This is a genomic window from Citrobacter sp. Marseille-Q5395 (assembly GCF_947057495.1).
GTDB classification, from domain to species: Bacteria; Pseudomonadota; Gammaproteobacteria; order Enterobacterales; family Enterobacteriaceae; genus Citrobacter; species Citrobacter murliniae.
On sequence record NZ_CAMSEL010000006.1, the window covers coordinates 287,020 to 306,139 of the forward strand.

General features: G+C 51.2%; 17 protein-coding genes. 15 read left to right on the forward strand and 2 right to left on the reverse strand.

Annotated features, from left to right (window positions below):
* Nucleotides 1-27: 27 nt before the first annotated feature.
* Nucleotides 28-2,700, reverse strand: coding sequence for a bifunctional uridylyltransferase/uridylyl-removing protein GlnD (gene glnD / locus OH663_RS09545; RefSeq protein WP_045439970.1), 2,673 nt, complete (start codon nt 2,698-2,700; stop codon nt 28-30).
* Between the two features lie 113 nt (nt 2,701-2,813).
* Nucleotides 2,814-3,608, reverse strand: a complete 795-nt coding sequence (gene map / locus OH663_RS09550; protein WP_045439973.1) for a type I methionyl aminopeptidase — start codon at nt 3,606-3,608, stop codon at nt 2,814-2,816.
* A gap of 323 nt (nt 3,609-3,931) precedes the next feature.
* On the opposite strand from map, the gene rpsB reads away from it, so the two are divergent.
* From rpsB to rnhB, 15 genes are all read left to right on the forward strand, one after another.
* On the forward strand, nt 3,932-4,657 hold the full coding sequence (rpsB, locus tag OH663_RS09555; RefSeq protein WP_003018553.1) for a 30S ribosomal protein S2: 726 nt from the start codon (nt 3,932-3,934) through the stop codon (nt 4,655-4,657).
* 136 nt (nt 4,658-4,793) lie between these two features.
* Nucleotides 4,794-5,645 (forward strand): translation elongation factor Ts, encoded by an 852-nt coding sequence (gene tsf, locus OH663_RS09560; RefSeq protein WP_045439976.1) that lies wholly within the window; start codon nt 4,794-4,796, stop codon nt 5,643-5,645.
* A gap of 146 nt (nt 5,646-5,791) precedes the next feature.
* Entirely contained in the window at nt 5,792-6,517 is a 726-nt protein-coding gene (pyrH, locus tag OH663_RS09565; protein WP_045439978.1) for a UMP kinase, read from the forward strand.
* Between the two features lie 143 nt (nt 6,518-6,660).
* A complete protein-coding gene (gene frr / locus OH663_RS09570) occupies nt 6,661-7,218 on the forward strand; it encodes a ribosome recycling factor (RefSeq protein WP_045439981.1) in 558 nt (185 codons plus the stop codon).
* Nucleotides 7,219-7,313: 95 nt separating this feature from the next.
* Nucleotides 7,314-8,510, forward strand: a complete 1,197-nt coding sequence (gene ispC, locus OH663_RS09575; RefSeq protein ID WP_048222030.1) for a 1-deoxy-D-xylulose-5-phosphate reductoisomerase — start codon at nt 7,314-7,316, stop codon at nt 8,508-8,510.
* Nucleotides 8,511-8,823: 313 nt separating this feature from the next.
* On the forward strand, nt 8,824-9,582 hold the full coding sequence (gene ispU / locus OH663_RS09580) for a (2E,6E)-farnesyl-diphosphate-specific ditrans,polycis-undecaprenyl-diphosphate synthase (RefSeq protein WP_200011490.1): 759 nt from the start codon (nt 8,824-8,826) through the stop codon (nt 9,580-9,582).
* Nucleotides 9,583-9,594: 12 nt separating this feature from the next.
* Nucleotides 9,595-10,452, forward strand: a complete 858-nt coding sequence (gene cdsA, locus OH663_RS09585) for a phosphatidate cytidylyltransferase (protein ID WP_045439989.1) — start codon at nt 9,595-9,597, stop codon at nt 10,450-10,452.
* 11 nt (nt 10,453-10,463) lie between these two features.
* Nucleotides 10,464-11,816: a sigma E protease regulator RseP gene (gene rseP, locus OH663_RS09590; RefSeq protein WP_045439992.1), complete on the forward strand. Its 1,353-nt coding sequence runs from the start codon at nt 10,464-10,466 to the stop codon at nt 11,814-11,816.
* Nucleotides 11,817-11,845: 29 nt separating this feature from the next.
* Nucleotides 11,846-14,260 (forward strand): outer membrane protein assembly factor BamA, encoded by a 2,415-nt coding sequence (gene bamA, locus OH663_RS09595; protein ID WP_045440002.1) that lies wholly within the window; start codon nt 11,846-11,848, stop codon nt 14,258-14,260.
* Nucleotides 14,261-14,382: 122 nt separating this feature from the next.
* A complete protein-coding gene (gene skp / locus OH663_RS09600; protein ID WP_045440005.1) occupies nt 14,383-14,868 on the forward strand; it encodes a molecular chaperone Skp in 486 nt (161 codons plus the stop codon).
* A 3-nt stretch (nt 14,869-14,871) separates the two neighbouring features.
* The gene (lpxD, locus tag OH663_RS09605; RefSeq protein ID WP_003018531.1) at nt 14,872-15,897 is read left to right on the forward strand and encodes a UDP-3-O-(3-hydroxymyristoyl)glucosamine N-acyltransferase; all 1,026 of its coding nucleotides are present in this window, start codon (nt 14,872-14,874) and stop codon (nt 15,895-15,897) included.
* A 229-nt stretch (nt 15,898-16,126) separates the two neighbouring features.
* A complete protein-coding gene (fabZ, locus tag OH663_RS09610) occupies nt 16,127-16,582 on the forward strand; it encodes a 3-hydroxyacyl-ACP dehydratase FabZ (protein ID WP_003018528.1) in 456 nt (151 codons plus the stop codon).
* Nucleotides 16,583-16,585: 3 nt separating this feature from the next.
* Nucleotides 16,586-17,374 carry an acyl-ACP--UDP-N-acetylglucosamine O-acyltransferase gene (gene lpxA / locus OH663_RS09615; protein ID WP_045440007.1) on the forward strand — a complete coding sequence of 263 codons (789 nt, stop codon included), beginning with the start codon at nt 16,586-16,588 and terminating at the stop codon, nt 17,372-17,374.
* Complete coding sequence (gene lpxB, locus OH663_RS09620; RefSeq protein WP_048222027.1) at nt 17,374-18,522, forward strand: lipid-A-disaccharide synthase; 1,149 nt, start codon at nt 17,374-17,376, stop codon at nt 18,520-18,522. The genes lpxA and lpxB overlap by 1 nt, the downstream gene beginning before the upstream one ends.
* Nucleotides 18,519-19,115, forward strand: a complete 597-nt coding sequence (rnhB, locus tag OH663_RS09625) for a ribonuclease HII (RefSeq protein ID WP_045440010.1) — start codon at nt 18,519-18,521, stop codon at nt 19,113-19,115. The genes lpxB and rnhB overlap by 4 nt, the downstream gene beginning before the upstream one ends.
* The last annotated feature ends 5 nt before the right edge of the window (nt 19,116-19,120 follow it).

The following is a 19,120-nucleotide window of genomic DNA, read 5'->3' on the forward strand; positions in this document are numbered from 1 at the left end:
AAACTCTTTCCATATAAATAAAAAGCATTACCCTTTATCGTTTGGATTGAGGGCCTCTGTCAACCGTTGATGCACTTCCTGTTGCAGCTCATTATTAAGGGCACGCCGGTCGGCTGTCGCGATTATGAATAAATCTTCTACTCGCTCGCCAATGGTTGTAATTCGGGCGCCATGCAGCGAAATTCCCAGATCGGCAAAAATCTGTCCGACCCGCGCCAGCAGTCCAGGCTGGTCGAGCGCGATAAGCTCCAGGAATGATTTACGGTCAGTATGCGTCGGCAGAAAAGTGACCTCGGTGTCGACGGTAAAGTGACGTAATTTTGCCGGTTGACGACGTGGCTGCGGCGGCTGCCAGCTACGCTGAGTGATCGCTTGCTCCAGCCCAAAACGGATCGCTTCGTGTCTGTCTGATGACAGCGGGCTACCATCCGGTTCCAGCACGATAAACGTATCCATCGCCATTCCATCACGTGTAGTGAAAATCTGCGCATCGTGGACGCTAAGATTACGACGATCCAGTTCTGCACAGACCGCAGCAAACAGGTAAGGACGGTCCGGGCTCCAGATGAAAATTTCTGTCCCGCCTCGTGTTGCCTGTGGGCTGAGTAAAATCAAGGGATCGTTCAGATCATGCTGTAGCAGATGGCGTGCGTGCCAGGCCAACTGGTTTGGACTGTGGCGCACGAAATAGTTGGCGCGACAGCGCGACCAGATATGGTGTAGCGCTTCCTCATCAATATTATCCATACGCAGCAGCGCCAGTGCCTGAAGTTGGTGGTGGCGTACGCGCTCGCGCATATCCGGCGTGTTTTGCATTCCACGACGTAGCTGTTTTTCTGTGGCGAAGTACAGTTCTCGCAACAGACTTTGCTTCCAGCTGTTCCATAGGGTTTCGTTAGTGGCGCAAATATCCGCTACCGTCAGGCAGACCAGGAAGCGCAGACGATGTTCTGTTTGCACCTCCTCTGCGAATTGCTTAATCACCTCAGGATCCTGAATATCACGACGCTGAGCGGTAACTGACATCAGCAGATGCTGGCGTACAAGCCAGGCGACCAGTTGTGTTTCGCGGGAATTTAGTCCGTGCAATTCGGCGAATTTTAGAACGTCCTGGGCACCAAGAATTGAGTGGTCGCCGCCGCGTCCTTTGGCGATATCGTGGAACAGCGCGGCAATCAGAATCAGCTCCGGCTGGCGCAGGCGCGGCCAGAGATCCACACACAACGGGTGGCGCTGACGAGTCTCTTCTTTGGCAAAACTTTCCAGCTTTAGCATCACTCGGATGGTGTGTTCATCCACCGTGTAGGCATGAAACAGGTCAAACTGCATTTGGCCGACGATGTGCGACCATTGCGGCATATAGGCCCACAAAACACTGTGGCGGTGCATTGGCAGTAGACCGCGACTCACTGCGCCTGGATGTCGCAACATGCTGAGAAACAGCGAGCGGGCCTCCGGGATGTAGCACAGCGGTTGCGTTAAATGGCGGCGGGCATGGCGCAGATGACGCAACGTCGTGGAATAAATTCCAGTGATCGCGCTGTTACGCACCATAGTGTAAAACATTCGCAGAATCGCCTCTGGTTCACGGATGAACAGATCATCGTTGCGCAGGTCAATCAGTGTACCGCGCAGTTGAAAGTCATCATCAATCGGGCGTGGTTTTTCATCCGCAGGCAGGGCGAGGATAGCCTCGTCAAACAGCTGTAGCAGCATGTTGTTTAGTTCACTCACCCGACGCGTGACGCGAAAATAGTCTTTCATCATCCGTTCGACCGGCTCGTTGCCATCGCCGCTGTAGTTAAGCCGTTGGGCTACGCTCAACTGACGGTCGAACAGCAGACGGTTATCATAACGACTGACCACCAGATGCAGTGCGAAGCGAATGCGCCAAAGGATGTGCAGACATTCGTTGAGTTCGGCGCGCTCCGCCAGCGTCAGAAAACCGAACCCGACCATTTCATCAAGCGAGGTTGCGCCAAAATGGCGTCGGGCAACCCATTGCAGGGTGTGGATATCGCGCAGGCCGCCCGGGCTGCTTTTGATATCCGGCTCCAGATTGTAGCTGGTACCGTGATAGCGCTGGTGGCGCTGATTTTGCTCTTCCACCTTGGCGGCGTAAAATTTATCAGACGGCCAGAAACCTTCGCTAAAAATATGTTTCTGTAGCTCAAGAAACAGCGCTACGTCGCCGATCAGCAGTCGTGTTTCAATCAGGTTGGTGGCGACGGTTAAATCTGACAACCCCTCCAGCAGACACTCTTCCAGCGTGCGCACGCTGTGCCCGACCTCCAGCCTGACGTCCCACAGTAACGTTAACAGCTCGCCGACTTTCTCAGCTTGGGCGTCAGGCAGCTTTTTACGACTCAGGATCAGCAGGTCAATATCGGAAAGCGGATGCAGTTCACCGCGTCCATAGCCACCGACGGCAACCAGCGCCAGATCGGCGATCTGGCCGAAGCCAGCTTCAATCCACAGGCGTTGCAGCAACTGGTCAATAAATTCGGTGCGGGCTTCAATCAACTGTTCGGCAGAAATACCGCTGTCAAACGCTTCGCCTAACCAGTGCTGGAAAGTATCGATATGCGTTTTAATCCCGGTACAGTTGAGATCATGCTGTGGCCAGGTTCCAGGATTTTGCGGTTGGCCAGGCAGGGTGGGGAGGGCAGTATTTGCGTGCTGTTCAGGAAGAGTATTCATTGTGCGCCACCCATTAAAAAGCCGGATGACGGCGCTAACGCCTTATCCGGCCTACGAAGTAGAGCAATTTGTAGGCCTGATAAGATGCGGGGACATCGCCATCAGGCAAAAAATTATTCGTCGTGTTTGATGATCGCCGGGATGGTGTCATCCTTGCGTAACGTCAGAATTTCACAGCCGTTTTCGGTAACTACAATAGTATGCTCGTACTGTGCAGACAAGCTACGGTCTTTGGTTTTCACCGTCCAGCCGTCTTTCATGGTACGAATGCGGTAATCACCCGCATTCAGCATCGGTTCCACGGTAAAGGTCATGCCCGGCTGAAGTACTACACCGCCATCGTCAGCATCGTAGTGCAGAACCTGAGGTTCTTCATGGAAGCCGCGGCCAATACCGTGACCACAGTATTCGCGAACCACAGAGAAGCCTTCTCCTTCCGCGTATTTCTGAATCGCAGCGCCCAGCGTGCGCAGACGAATGCCTGGTTTTACCATCCGCAGTGCCAGATACAGGCTTTCCTGCGTAACGCGGCACAGACGCTCGCCGAGAATTGTCGGTTTGCCGACAATAAACATTTTTGAGGTGTCGCCATGGAACTCGTCTTTAATGACAGTCACGTCGATATTGACGATATCGCCATCTTTAAGATGTTTGGCATCATCCGGGATCCCGTGGCATACCACTTCGTTAATAGAGATGCACACAGACTTCGGATAACCGTGATAACCCAGGCAGGCGGATATAGCCTGCTGCTCATTCACTATGTAGTCATTACAGATGCGATCCAGTTCGCCGGTACTGACACCCGGTTTGATAAACGGTTCGATCATTTCCAGCACTTCAGCGGCCAGACGACCAGCGACGCGCATTTTTTCGATTTCTTCAGGGGTCTTGATTGAGATAGCCATGAATTCTGTCCATCAGTGTCGATGATTTCGACAATAATTGTGTAAGTGCTGCCAATGGTAACAGTCCGGCGTACTTACTGCCAAATTGAGAATCATTAACAGCACAGACCGCCAACAATTATTGGTGTCTGCGGCGTATTTGTGGTATAAAGCGCGCCGGACTTCCGTTCCATTCTCAGATACACAAGATGGACTGAAGCGACAAATCTCACTTTGTGTAACAACACACACGTATCGGCACATATTCCGGGGTGCCCTTTGGGGTCGGTAATATGGGATGCGTGGAGGCTTAACCCCAACTTTTATATATAGAGGTTTTAATCATGGCAACTGTTTCCATGCGCGACATGCTCAAGGCTGGTGTTCACTTCGGTCACCAGACCCGTTACTGGAACCCGAAAATGAAGCCGTTCATCTTCGGTGCGCGTAACAAAGTTCACATCATCAACCTTGAGAAAACTGTACCGATGTTCAACGAAGCTCTGGCTGAACTGAACAAGATCTCTGCTCGTAAAGGTAAAATCCTTTTCGTTGGTACTAAACGCGCTGCAAGCGAAGCGGTGAAAGAAGCTGCTAACAGCTGCGACCAGTTCTTCGTGAACCATCGCTGGCTGGGCGGTATGCTGACTAACTGGAAAACTGTTCGTCAGTCCATCAAACGTCTGAAAGATCTGGAAACTCAGTCTCAGGACGGTACTTTCGAAAAGCTGACCAAGAAAGAAGCGCTGATGCGCACCCGTGAGCTTGAGAAACTGGAAAACAGCCTGGGCGGTATCAAAGACATGGGCGGTCTGCCGGACGCTCTGTTCGTAATCGATGCTGACCACGAGCACATTGCTATCAAAGAAGCAAACAACCTGGGTATCCCGGTATTTGCTATCGTTGATACCAACTCTGATCCGGACGGTGTTGACTTCGTTATCCCGGGTAACGACGACGCAATCCGTGCTGTTACCCTGTACCTGGGCGCTGTAGCTACAACCGTTCGTGAAGGCCGTTCTCAGGATCTGGCTTCCCAGGCGGAAGAAAGCTTCGTAGAAGCTGAATAATAAGGCACGCTCGTTAGAGCCCTTATAGACCAGGTAGTATCACGTTTGGTTAGGGGGCCTGTATTAGGCCCCCTTTTTCACTTTTAAATCTGTGCGGTTTAATGCCGGGCAGATCAAATCTTCCGAGGATTTTAGAATGGCTGAAATTACCGCATCCCTGGTAAAAGAGCTGCGTGAGCGTACTGGCGCAGGCATGATGGATTGCAAAAAAGCACTGACTGAAGCTAATGGCGACATCGAGCTGGCAATCGAAAACATGCGTAAATCTGGTGCGATCAAAGCTGCGAAAAAAGCAGGCAACGTTGCTGCTGACGGCGTGATCAAAACCAAAATCGAAGGCAACTTCGGTGTGATTCTGGAAGTTAACTGCCAGACTGACTTCGTTGCTAAAGACGGTGGTTTCCAGGCGTTCGCAGACAAAGTTCTGGACGCGGCTGTAGCAGGTAAAGTGACTGATGTTGAAGTCCTGAAAGCACAGTTCGAAGAAGAGCGTGTTGCGCTGGTTGCTAAAATCGGTGAAAACATCAACATCCGTCGCGTTGCAATCCTGGAAGGCGACGTTCTGGGCAACTACCAACACGGTGCGCGCATCGGTGTTCTGGTTGCGGCTAAAGGCGCTGATGAAGAGCTGGTTAAACACCTGGCGATGCACGTTGCTGCAAGCAAACCAGAATTCGTTAAACCAGAAGACGTGTCTGCTGAAGTGGTAGAGAAAGAATACCAGGTACAGCTGGACATCGCGATGCAGTCTGGTAAGCCGAAAGAAATCGCAGAGAAAATGGTTGAAGGCCGTATGAAGAAATTCACCGGTGAAGTTTCTCTGACTGGTCAGCCTTTCGTAATGGACCCGAGCAAAAACGTTGGCCAGCTGCTGAAAGAGCACAACGCTGACGTGACTGGCTTCATCCGCTTTGAAGTGGGCGAAGGCATCGAGAAAGTTGAAGCTGACTTCGCAGCAGAAGTTGCTGCAATGTCTAAACAGTCTTAATTGTACTGTCCGGAGCCGCCTCAGGGCGGCTCCTTTTTGTACCCGTCATGTGAAAATCAGCCAGTTCCAGTAGGCAACAAACGGCAGGAAACACATGATGTCACCCGATTTAAATCATCCCATTCGTGACACTCGCAGGAAAGAAAATGGCTACCAACGCAAAACCCGTCTACAAACGCATTCTGCTTAAACTGAGCGGCGAAGCATTGCAGGGGACTGAAGGTTTCGGTATTGACGCAAGCATCCTTGACCGTATGGCGCAAGAGATTAAAGAACTTGTTGAACTGGGCATTCAGGTTGGCGTAGTGATTGGCGGTGGTAACCTGTTCCGCGGTGCAGGTTTGGCAAAAGCGGGTATGAACCGCGTTGTGGGCGACCACATGGGCATGCTGGCAACAGTTATGAACGGCCTGGCAATGCGTGACGCACTGCATCGCGCCTATGTGAACGCTCGCCTGATGTCTGCTATTCCGCTGAACGGCGTGTGCGACAACTACAGCTGGGCAGAGGCTATCAGCCTGCTGCGTAACAACCGCGTTGTTATTTTGTCCGCGGGTACCGGTAACCCGTTCTTCACTACTGACTCTGCAGCCTGTCTGCGCGGTATTGAAATCGAAGCGGATGTGGTTCTGAAAGCCACTAAAGTTGATGGCGTATTTACCGCCGATCCGGCTCAGGATCCAACCGCTACCATGTACGAACAACTGACCTACAGTGAAGTACTGGATAAAGAACTGAAAGTGATGGATCTGGCTGCGTTCACGCTGGCTCGTGACCACAAATTACCGATTCGTGTCTTCAACATGAACAAACCAGGTGCCTTGCGCCGTGTTGTTATGGGTGAAAAAGAAGGCACTTTAATCACGGAATAATTTCCGTCGAGGCCAAATACGGGTAAGATTCCGCTTTAATCAAGCGGGTCACTTACCCGGTGGCATATTTTAAACAAGACTATACTTAGCGCATCAGTGCTTCCGTCTGGTCTGTCTGAGACAAGTTTTCAAGGATTCGTAACGTGATTAGCGATATCAGAAAAGATGCTGAAGTGCGCATGGATAAATGCGTAGAAGCGTTCAAAAACCAAATCAGCAAAATTCGCACGGGTCGTGCTTCTCCCAGCCTGCTGGACGGTATTGTCGTAGAATATTACGGCACACCAACTCCGCTGCGTCAGCTGGCAAGCGTAACGGTTGAAGATTCCCGTACTCTTAAAATCAACGTGTTTGACCGTTCAATGGGGCCGGCTGTTGAGAAGGCGATTATGGCTTCTGACCTCGGTCTGAACCCAAGTTCTGCGGGTACCGATATCCGCGTTCCGCTGCCTCCGCTGACCGAAGAGCGTCGTAAAGATCTGACGAAAGTTGTGCGTGGTGAAGCTGAACAGGCTCGTGTTGCTGTACGTAACGTACGCCGTGATGCCAACGATAAAGTAAAAGCTCTGTTGAAAGATAAAGAGATCAGCGAAGATGACGATCGCCGTTCTCAGGACGACGTACAGAAACTGACTGACGCAGCAATCAAGAAAGTTGATGCGGCGCTGGCAGAGAAAGAAGCGGAACTGATGCAGTTCTGATTCGTCTGTACGTTTAAAACGCCGCTTGGGGGATCTGTGAGGATCAACTGGCGGCGTTTTGCTTTTTATCCTGTATCAATTCTTCTGGATGTCTGATGAAGCAATTAACCGTTCTGGGCTCAACCGGCTCTATTGGTTGCAGTACGCTGGATGTAGTACGCCATAACCCGGAAAAGTTTCGAGTTGCTGCGTTGGTTGCGGGTAAAAATGTCACCCGCATGGTAGAGCAATGCCTGGAGTTTTCTCCCCGCTATGCGGTGATGGACGATGAAAAAAGCGCAGTGCTGGTGAAAGCCGCACTTCAGGAGCACGGAAGTCGCACTGAGGTGATGAGTGGGCAACAGGCAGCCTGTGATATGGCTGCGCTGGATGACGTCGATCAGGTGATGGCGGCGATTGTCGGCGCAGCGGGGTTATTACCGACGCTGGCGGCAATCCGTGCGGGCAAAAGTATTCTGTTGGCAAATAAAGAGTCTTTAGTGACCTGCGGACGTCTGTTTATGGACGACGTGAAACGCAACAAAGCGCAGCTTTTGCCGGTAGATAGCGAACATAATGCGATTTTTCAGAGTTTACCTCAACCTATCCAACACAATCTGGGATACGCTGACCTTGAGCAAAATGGCGTAATGTCCGTTCTGCTTACCGGGTCTGGGGGCCCTTTCCGTGAAACGCCATTGCAGGATCTGGTTTCAATGACGCCCGATCAAGCATGCCGTCATCCGAACTGGTCGATGGGAAGAAAAATCTCAGTCGATTCCGCCACCATGATGAATAAAGGTCTGGAATACATTGAAGCGCGTTGGTTATTTAATGCCAGTGCAAGCCAGATGGAAGTGCTGATTCATCCGCAGTCGGTGATTCACTCGATGGTGCGTTATCAGGATGGTAGTGTGCTGGCCCAGTTGGGTGAGCCTGATATGCGTACACCGATTGCTCATACGATGGCATGGCCGGAACGTGTGACGTCTGGCGCTAAGCCTGTCGACTTTTGCAAACTCAGTGCGTTGACTTTTTCCGCACCTGATTACCAGCGTTATCCGTGCCTGAAATTGGCAATGGACGCATTTGAGCAAGGGCAGGCCGCGACAACCGCGCTGAACGCCGCGAATGAAATTACCGTTGCCGCATTCCTGGCGCAGCAGATTCGATTTACTGATATCGCACGTCTAAATTTATCCGTACTGGATAAGATGGATTTGCAGGAACCGCAGAGCGTTGATGACGTGCTGAGGGTCGATGCCATCGCCAGGGAAGTCGCCACAAAACAAGTGACGCGACTCTCAAGCTGATGATAATCCCTCTACGGGGGATCGTGCTATTTGTTAGCGTTGGGCTTCAGTGATATAGTCTGCGCCACCCGATTGTGGGTATTTGCTTTTTTTCGGTCGGGTAAGCCGTGGTTTGACACGGCTTTTTTGTGGATACACAAAATCATTCAGGTTGCATCAAGGCGGCAAGTGAATGAGTTCCCAGGAGCATACAATCAGTATGTGGCTGGGGCGAATGAGCGCAGCTAACAAAGAGGCAGCCTGAAGGATGAAGAGCAAAAGGCTTCAGTATTCCTGAGTACCGTAAAATCCTTTCAGGGACTAAAAACGCGTTATGTTGTCTGCAACTCAACCATTAAGCGAAAATTTGCCAGCACATGGCTGCCGCCATGTAGCCATTATTATGGATGGCAATGGCCGCTGGGCGAAAAAGCAAGGGAAGATTCGCGCCTTTGGGCATAAGGCCGGAGCAAAATCCGTCCGCCGGGCTGTCTCTTTTGCTGCCAATAACGGTATTGATGCGTTAACGCTGTATGCCTTTAGCAGTGAGAACTGGAACCGACCTGCGCAGGAAGTGAGCGCGTTAATGGAATTGTTCGTGTGGGCGCTTGATAGCGAAGTGAAAAACCTGCACCGCCATAACGTTCGTCTGCGTATTATCGGGGATATCAGTCGATTTAACTCACGTTTGCAAGAACGGATCCGCAAATCGGAAGCGCTTACCGCCCAAAATACCGGGTTAACGCTGAATATTGCTGCGAATTACGGTGGACGGTGGGATATTGTCCAGGGAGTCAGACAACTGGCACAACAGGTGCAGGAAGGTCTGCTGCGTCCTGAGCAAATTGATGAAGAGATGCTTGGTCAACAAATTTGCATGCATGAGCTGGCTCCGGTGGATTTAGTAATAAGGACTGGGGGAGAGCACCGCATTAGTAATTTTCTGCTGTGGCAAATTGCCTATGCCGAGCTTTACTTTACGGATGTTCTCTGGCCCGATTTCGATGAACAAGACTTTGAAGGTGCGCTGCATGCCTTTGCTAATCGAGAGCGTCGTTTCGGCGGCACCGAACCCGGTGATGAAAAAGCCTGATGGGGGTCGCTTTTGCTGAAGTATCGCCTGATTTCTGCTTTTGTTTTAATACCCGTGGTCATCGCGGCGCTGTTTTTGTTGCCGCCGGTGGGGTTCGCCATTGTTACGCTGGTCGTTTGTATGCTGGCAGCCTGGGAATGGGGACAGTTAAGCGGTTTTGCCACTCGCACGCAGCGAGTCTGGCTGGCGGTTCTGTGTGGGCTACTGCTGGCACTGATGCTGTTTTTGCTGCCTGAATATCATCACAATATTCACCAGCCGCTGGTTGAATTGTCGCTTTGGGCGTCGTTAGGCTGGTGGGCTGTAGCGCTATTACTGGTGTTATTTTACCCCGGTTCAGCGGCAGTCTGGCGTAATTCAAAGGTATTACGCATAATTTTCGGCATCTTAACCATTGTCCCTTTCTTTTGGGGAATGCTGGCGCTACGAGCCTGGCATTATGATGAGAATCATTATAGTGGCGCGGTATGGCTGCTCTATGTCATGATCCTCGTCTGGGGAGCGGATTCTGGTGCGTATATGTTTGGAAAGCTGTTTGGCAAGCATAAACTGGCGCCGAAGGTCTCTCCTGGTAAAACCTGGCAAGGTTTTATTGGCGGACTCGCCACTGCTGCTGTGATCTCATGGGGTTATGGTATGTGGGCGAATCTTGATGTTGCGCCTGTCACCTTGCTCATTTGCTCTATCGTTGCAGCCCTGGCCTCCGTGTTGGGTGACTTGACCGAGAGTATGTTTAAGCGTGAAGCAGGTATTAAGGACAGTGGTCACTTAATCCCAGGGCACGGTGGTATTCTGGATCGCATTGATAGCCTGACGGCTGCAGTACCGGTCTTTGCTTGCCTGTTGTTACTGGTATTCAGGACACTCTAACGGATGGTCTTATGCTGAGTATTCTCTGGAATCTGGCTGCATTCATCGTCGCACTCGGTGTGCTTATCACTGTGCATGAATTTGGTCATTTCTGGGTTGCCCGGCGCTGTGGAGTCCGTGTCGAGCGCTTTTCCATTGGCTTTGGAAAAGCGCTTTGGCGTCGTACCGATAAACTGGGTACTGAATACGTCATCGCCCTGATCCCACTCGGCGGCTACGTCAAAATGCTGGATGAGCGTGCTGAGCCGGTTATACCGGAGCTGCGCCACCACGCCTTCAACAATAAAACAGTTGGGCAACGTGCTGCCATTATCGCTGCAGGCCCAATTGCAAACTTCATCTTTGCTATTTTTGCCTACTGGTTGGTCTTTATCATCGGTGTCCCTGGTGTGCGTCCGGTTGTTGGTGAGATCACACCTAATTCGATCGCCGCTCAGGCGCAAATTTTGCCTGGTACGGAACTAAAAGCTGTTGATGGCATCGAAACCCCAGATTGGGATACTGTGCGGTTGCAGCTGGTCTCCAAAATCGGCGATGAGCATACGACCATCAGCGTGGCGCAGTTTGGCAGCAACCAGCGACAGGACAAAACGCTGGATCTGCGCGATTGGGCATTTGAGCCAGATAAAGAGGATCCTGTCTCTAGTCTGGGGATTCGCCCGCGCGGTCCGCAGATTGAACCGGTGCTGTCAGAAGTGCAGGTTAACTCCGCTGCAAGCAAGGCGGGTTTGCAAGCTGGCGACAGGATCGTTAAAGTCGATGGTCAACCGTTAACGCAATGGATGACGTTCGTGATGTTGGTGCGCGATAATCCGGGTAAGCCGTTAGCGCTCGAAATTGAAAGGCAGGGGAGTCCCTTGTCTTTAACATTAATCCCGGATACCAAACCGGGTAATGGAAAGGCGGAAGGTTTTGCAGGCGTTGTGCCTAAAATTATCCCTCTGCCTGATGAGTACAAGACTGTACGCCAGTATGGGCCGTTCAGCGCCATCCTCGAAGCCACGGATAAAACGTGGCAGTTGATGAAGCTGACGGTCAGTATGCTGGGAAAATTGATTACCGGTGATGTAAAACTGAACAACCTCAGTGGGCCGATTTCTATCGCCCAGGGGGCTGGGATGTCAGCGGAGTTCGGGGTAATTTATTACCTGATGTTCCTTGCGCTTATCAGCGTGAACTTAGGGATAATCAACCTGTTTCCGTTGCCCGTTCTTGACGGGGGGCATCTGCTGTTCCTGGCGATTGAAAAGCTGAAGGGCGGTCCGGTATCCGAGCGGGTTCAAGACTTTAGTTATCGCATTGGCTCTATTTTGCTGGTGTTGTTAATGGGGCTTGCACTTTTCAATGATTTCTCTCGGTTGTAAGAGAGTGTTAGGAAGAACGCATAATAACGATGGCGATGAAAAAGTTGCTCATAGCGTCGCTGCTGTTTAGCAGCGCCACCGTATACGGTGCTGAAGGGTTCGTAGTGAAGGACATTCATTTCGAAGGCCTACAGCGAGTCGCCGTTGGTGCGGCTCTCCTTAGTATGCCGGTGCGTACAGGCGACACGGTTAATGATGAAGACATCAGTAATACCATTCGCGCCCTGTTCGCCACCGGAAACTTTGAGGATGTCCGCGTCCTGCGCGATGGTGATACCCTTCTGGTTCAGGTAAAAGAACGTCCGACGATTGCCAGCATTACTTTCTCCGGTAACAAATCGGTGAAAGACGACATGCTTAAGCAGAACCTCGAGGCGTCTGGCGTGCGTGTTGGCGAATCTCTTGATCGCACAACCCTTGCCGATATCGAAAAAGGCCTGGAAGATTTCTACTATAGCGTCGGTAAGTACAGCGCCAGTGTGAAAGCGGTGGTAACACCGTTGCCGCGTAACCGCGTTGACCTCAAACTGGTGTTCCAGGAAGGTGTATCGGCGAAGATCCAACAGATCAATATCGTCGGTAACCACGCCTTTACAACCGACGAGCTTATCTCTCACTTCCAACTGCGTGATGAAGTGCCGTGGTGGAACGTCGTAGGCGATCGTAAATATCAGAAACAGAAACTGGCGGGTGATCTCGAAACCCTGCGCAGCTACTATCTGGATCGCGGTTACGCTCGTTTCAACATTGACTCCACCCAGGTCAGCCTGACGCCGGATAAGAAAGGTATCTATATCACTGTCAACATCACAGAAGGTGAGCAGTACAAACTTTCTGGGGTGCAAGTGAGCGGTAACCTTGCCGGACACTCTGCCGAGATTGAGACCCTGACGAAAATCGAGCCGGGCGAACTCTATAACGGCACCAAAGTGACCAAAATGGAAGATGATATCAAGAAGCTTCTGGGTCGCTATGGCTATGCCTACCCGCGTGTACAGTCGCAACCTGAAATCAACGATGCAGACAAAACCGTAAAATTACGTGTAAATGTGGATGCGGGTAACCGTTTCTATGTTCGTAAGATCCGTTTTGAAGGTAACGACACCTCTAAAGATTCCGTGCTGCGTCGCGAAATGCGCCAGATGGAAGGCGCGTGGTTGGGTAGCGATCTGGTCGATCAGGGTAAAGAACGTCTGAATCGTCTGGGCTACTTCGAAACCGTGGACACTGATACTCAGCGTATTCCGGGTAGTCCGGATCAGGTTGATGTGGTCTATAAGGTGAAAGAACGTAATACCGGTAGCTTCAACTTCGGCGTCGGTTACGGTACAGAGAGCGGCGTTAGCTTCCAGGCGGGCGTTCAGCAGGATAACTGGTTAGGTACCGGTTATTCGGTCGGTATTAACGGCACCAAAAACGACTATCAGACCTATACTGAGTTGTCTGTTACCAACCCGTATTTCACCGTTGATGGTGTCAGCCTTGGTGGTCGCGTCTTCTATAACGACTTTGAAGCGGATGATGCGGATCTGTCCGACTATACCAACAAAAGTTATGGTACAGACGTAACGCTGGGCTTCCCGATCAACGAATACAATACGTTGCGTGCGGGTCTGGGTTATGTGCATAACTCCCTGTCTAACATGGATCCACAGGTTGCGATGCAGCGATATCTGGTTTCCATGGGTGAGAATCCTGACGCTGATAGCTTCAAATCGGACGATTTCACCTTCAACTACGGTTGGACATACAACAAGCTGGACCGTGGGTACTTCCCAACGGAAGGTACGCGTGTCAACCTGAACGGTAAAGTGACGGTTCCTGGTTCTGATAACGAATACTACAAAGCGACGTTGGATACTGCGACCTATGTGCCGATCGATGACGACCATAAATGGGTTGTTCTGGGTCGTACTAAGTGGGGTTACGGTGACGGTATAGGCGGCAAAGAGATGCCGTTCTATGAGAACTTCTATGCCGGTGGTTCCAGCACTGTGCGTGGCTTCCAGTCGAACACTATCGGTCCGAAAGCCGTCTATTTACCGGCTAATCGTTATAATAATGATGACGATTATGACAACGAGTGTGACACTACCAATACTGCACCGTGTAAATCGGATGATGCTGTGGGCGGTAACGCCATGGCTGTCGCCAGCCTGGAGTTTATTACTCCGACGCCGTTTATTAGCGACAAGTATGCCAACTCGGTCCGTACTTCCTTCTTCTGGGATATGGGTACCGTTTGGGATACTAACTGGGATTCCGCGAAGTATTCTGGTTATCCAGACTACAGCGATCCGAGCAATATCCGTATGTCTGCAGGTATCGCATTACAATGGATGTCCCCATTGGGGCCGTTGGTCTTCTCCTACGCCCAGCCGTTTAAGGATTATGAGGGAGACAAAAAAGAGCAGTTCCAGTTTAACATTGGTAAAACCTGGTAATTGTTCTTCACAAAGGAATGTAAGAGTTGTGTAGCGATGACTTTAGGCGATCTTGCATGGGATCGCCTGGCCACGCAAAGAACTGCATCTTCGGATGCAAATGGGATGGTAAGGAGTTAATTGTGAAAAAGTGGTTATTAGCTGCAGGTCTCGGTTTAGCGATGGCAACGTCTGCACAGGCTGCCGACAAAATTGCAATCGTCAATATGGGTAGCCTGTTCCAACAGGTTGCACAGAAGACTGGTGTTTCTAATACGCTGGAAAACGAGTTCAAAGGCCGCGCCAGCGAACTGCAGCGTATGGAATCCGATCTGCAATCTAAAATGCAGCGTCTGCAATCTATGAAAGCGGGTGCCGATCGTACCAAGCTGGAAAAAGACGTTATGGCACAGCGCCAGACTTTCTCTCAGAAAGCGCAGGCTTTTGAGCAGGATCGTCAACGTCGTTCCAACGAAGAACGTGGCAAACTGGTTACTCGTATCCAGACTGCTGTGAAATCTGTCGCTAGCAGCCAGAGCATCGATCTGGTCGTTGACGCGAACACCGTTGCATACAACAGCAGCGATGTAAAAGACATCACCGCCGACGTACTGAAACAGGTTAAATAAGTAATGCCTTCAATTCGACTGGCTGATTTAGCAGAGCAGTTGGATGCAGAATTACACGGTGATGGCGATATCGTCATCACCGGCGTAGCGTCCATGCAATCTGCGCAAACTGGCAATATCACATTCATGGTAAACCCTAAATACCGTGAACATTTAGGCGTATGCCAGGCTTCTGCCGTTGTGATGACGCAGGACGATCTTCCTTTTGCTAAGAGTGCCGCGCTGGTAGTGAAGAATCCCTACCTGACCTATGCACGAATGGCACAAATTTTAGATACCACGCCTCAGCCTGCACAAAATATTGCACCCAGTGCAGTGATCGATGCGACGGCGAAGCTGGGTAATAATGTCTCTGTTGGCGCAAATGCGGTCATCGAGTCAGGCGTAGAGCTGGGCGATAACGTGGTTATCGGCGCAGGTTGCTTCGTCGGAAAAAACACAAAAATCGGTGCAGGTTCACGCTTGTGGGCCAATGTGACGATTTACCACGATATTCAGATCGGTGAGAATTGCTTGATCCAGTCAAGCACAGTCGTCGGATCTGACGGCTTTGGCTATGCAAACGATCGTGGTAATTGGGTGAAGATCCCGCAGCTTGGTCGCGTCATTATTGGCGATCGCGTCGAGATTGGTGCCTGTACGACAATCGATCGTGGCGCACTGGACGATACCGTGATCGGCAATGGTGTTATCATTGATAACCAGTGCCAGATTGCGCATAACGTTGTGATTGGCGACAATACGGCTGTAGCCGGTGGCGTCATTATGGCGGGTAGCCTGAAGATTGGCCGTTACTGCATGATTGGCGGCGCCAGCGTGATCAATGGGCATATGGAAATATGCGACAAAGTCACGGTAACTGGCATGGGTATGGTGATGCGTCCTATTACTGAACCTGGCGTCTACTCCTCAGGCATTCCGCTACAACCCAACAAGGTATGGCGTAAAACAGCTGCACTGGTGATGAATATTGATGATATGAGCAAGCGCCTCAAAGCAATTGAGCGCAAGGTTAATCAACAAGACTAACGTTCCACCTGTACACAACATCGTTCAAGCTGCATTGAAGCGGCAATTGAGTGAAATCCCGGGAGCTTGCGCAGGTAAGTGACTGGAGTGAGCCAAGGCAGCCAACAAAGCGGCAGCTTGAAAGATAAAGTGTATGTACGTGCCATCCTTTTACGGCCTGTCACATTCATGCGATTGCGACAGGCCGTGTTATTATTGCCTTTTAGTATATTTTGACAGGAAGAGTATTTTGACTACTAACACTCATACTCTGCATATTGAAGAGATTTTAGAACTTCTGCCGCACCGTTTTCCGTTTCTGCTGGTTGACCGTGTGCTGGATTTTGAAGAAGGTCGTTTTCTGCGCGCAGTGAAAAATGTATCCGTTAACGAGCCTTTCTTTCAGGGCCACTTCCCGGGTAAACCGATTTTCCCTGGTGTGCTGATTCTGGAAGCGATGGCACAGGCAACGGGTATTCTGGCGTTTAAAAGCGTAGGAAAACTGGAGCCGGGCGAACTGTATTACTTCGCAGGAATTGATGAGGCACGCTTTAAGCGTCCTGTCGTGCCAGGCGATCAGATGATCATGGAAGTGACTTTCGAGAAAACGCGCCGCGGCCTGACCCGTTTTAAAGGGGTTGCGTTGGTCGACGGTAAAGTTGTGTGCGAAGCAACAATGATGTGTGCCCGTAGCCGGGAGGCCTGATACGTGATTGATAAATCCGCCTTTATTCACCCAACTGCCATTGTAGAAGATGGTGCCAGCATTGGCGCTAATGCTCACATTGGCCCATTTTGTATTGTTGGACCCCATGTTGAAATTGGTGAGGGTACCGTACTGAAGTCTCACGTAGTCGTGAATGGTCATACCAAGATTGGTCGCGATAACGAGATCTATCAGTTTGCCTCCATCGGTGAAGTGAACCAGGACCTGAAATATGCTGGCGAACCGACCCGTGTGGAAATTGGCGATCGTAACCGCATCCGCGAGAGCGTCACCATTCATCGTGGCACAGTGCAGGGCGGTGGGTTGACGAAGGTGGGCAGTGATAACTTACTGATGATCAACGCGCACGTCGCGCACGATTGTACAGTGGGTAACCGCTGCATTCTGGCGAATAACGCCACGCTTGCCGGACATGTTTCGCTGGATGATTTTGTTATCATCGGTGGCATGACAGCGGTGCATCAGTTCTGCATCATTGGCGCGCACGTGATGGTTGGTGGCTGTTCTGGCGTTGCCCAGGATGTTCCTCCATACGTTATTGCCCAGGGCAACCATGCGACGCCGTTTGGCGTCAACATTGAAGGTCTGAAGCGTCGTGGATTCACTCGCGAAGCGATTACTGCGATCCGCAATGCCTATAAAGCGTTGTACCGCAGCGGCAAAACGCTTGACGAAGCGAAACCGGAAATCGCCGAACTGGCGAAGCAGTACCCCGATGTTCAGGCCTTTAGCGATTTCTTTGAGCGCTCAACGCGTGGTCTGATTCGTTAATGACTGAGCAGCGTCCTTTAACGATTGCCCTCGTCGCCGGAGAAACCTCCGGCGATATTCTTGGTGCCGGATTAATTCGAGCACTCAAGGCTCGCGTCCCCAATGCGCGATTTGTTGGCGTTGCAGGTCCGCTGATGCAGGCTGAAGGCTGTGAAGCCTGGTACGAAATGGAAGAGTTGGCGGTAATGGGCATTGTTGAAGTGCTTGGACGCCTGCGCCGTTTGCTGCATATCCGCGCTGATCTAACTCGCCGTTTCACCGATCTCAAGCCGGATGTTTTTGTCGGTATTGATGCGCCTGATTTCAACATTACCCTCGAAGGAAATTTGAAAAAGCAGGGCATTAAAACCATTCATTACGTCAGCCCCTCCGTCTGGGCATGGCGACAGAAACGCGTTTTCAAAATAGGCAGATCCACCAATATGGTGCTGGCCTTTCTGCCTTTCGAAAAAGCGTTTTATGACAAATTTAACGTCCCGTGCCGCTTTATCGGTCACACCATGGCGGATGCCATGCCGTTGGATCCTGATAAAAATGCGGCTCGTGATGTTCTGGGTATTCCTCATGATGCGCACTGCCTGGCATTGCTACCGGGAAGTCGTGGTGCAGAAGTGGAAATGCTCAGCGCTGATTTTCTGAAAACAGCGCAGCTATTACGTCAACAATACCCGGATCTCGAAGTCGTGGTTCCGTTGGTCAATACCAAACGTCGAGAGCAGTTTGAACGCATCAAGGCTGAAGTGGCTCCAGAACTTTCCGTACATATGCTTAATGGAATGGGACGTGAAGCCATGGTTGCCAGCGATGCTGCGTTGCTGGCCTCTGGTACGGCTGCGCTGGAGTGCATGCTGGCGAAGTGTCCGATGGTTGTCGGCTATCGTATGAAACCCTTCACGTTCTGGCTGGCGAAGCGTCTGGTGAAAACCGATTATGTTTCTCTGCCGAACTTGTTAGCGGGAAGAGAACTGGTTAAAGAGCTGCTGCAGGATGAATGCGAACCGCATGCATTGGCACAAGCGCTGTTGCCGTTGCTCGCCAATGGTAAAACCAGCCATGCGATGCATGACACTTTCCGTGAACTGCACCAGCAGATCCGTTGCAATGCCGATGAACAAGCGGCGGATGCTGTCCTGGAGTTAGCACAATGATTGAATTTGTTTATCCACATACGCATTTAGTGGCGGGTGTGGATGAAGTGGGGCGCGGTCCTTTGGTGGGAGCCGTTGTGACTGCGGCCGTTATACTTGATCCTGCGCGTCCGATTGTCGGGCTCAACGACTCCAAAAAATTGTCGGAAAAGCGTCGTCTGTCACTTTACGATGAAATCAAGGACAAGGCGTTAAGCTGGAGCCTTGGGCGAGCGGAACCGCATGAAATTGACGAGCTGAATATCCTGCATGCCACCATGCTGGCTATGCAGCGTGCGGTTGCAGGTCTGCATATTACTCCTGAATACGTACTGATTGATGGAAATCGTTGCCCGGCATTGCCGATGCCGTCGATGGCGGTAGTGAAAGGTGATAGCCGCGTGGCAGAGATCAGCGCTGCGTCTATCCTGGCGAAAGTCACACGTGACGCTGAAATGGCGGCGCTGGATATTATTTTTCCGCAGTATGGCTTTGCACAGCACAAAGGCTACCCAACCGCTTTTCATCTGGAAAAGCTGGCAGAGCATGGCGCTACAGAGTACCACCGTCGCAGCTTTGGCCCTGTCAAACGCGCACTGGGACTCGCGTCCTGATTCTT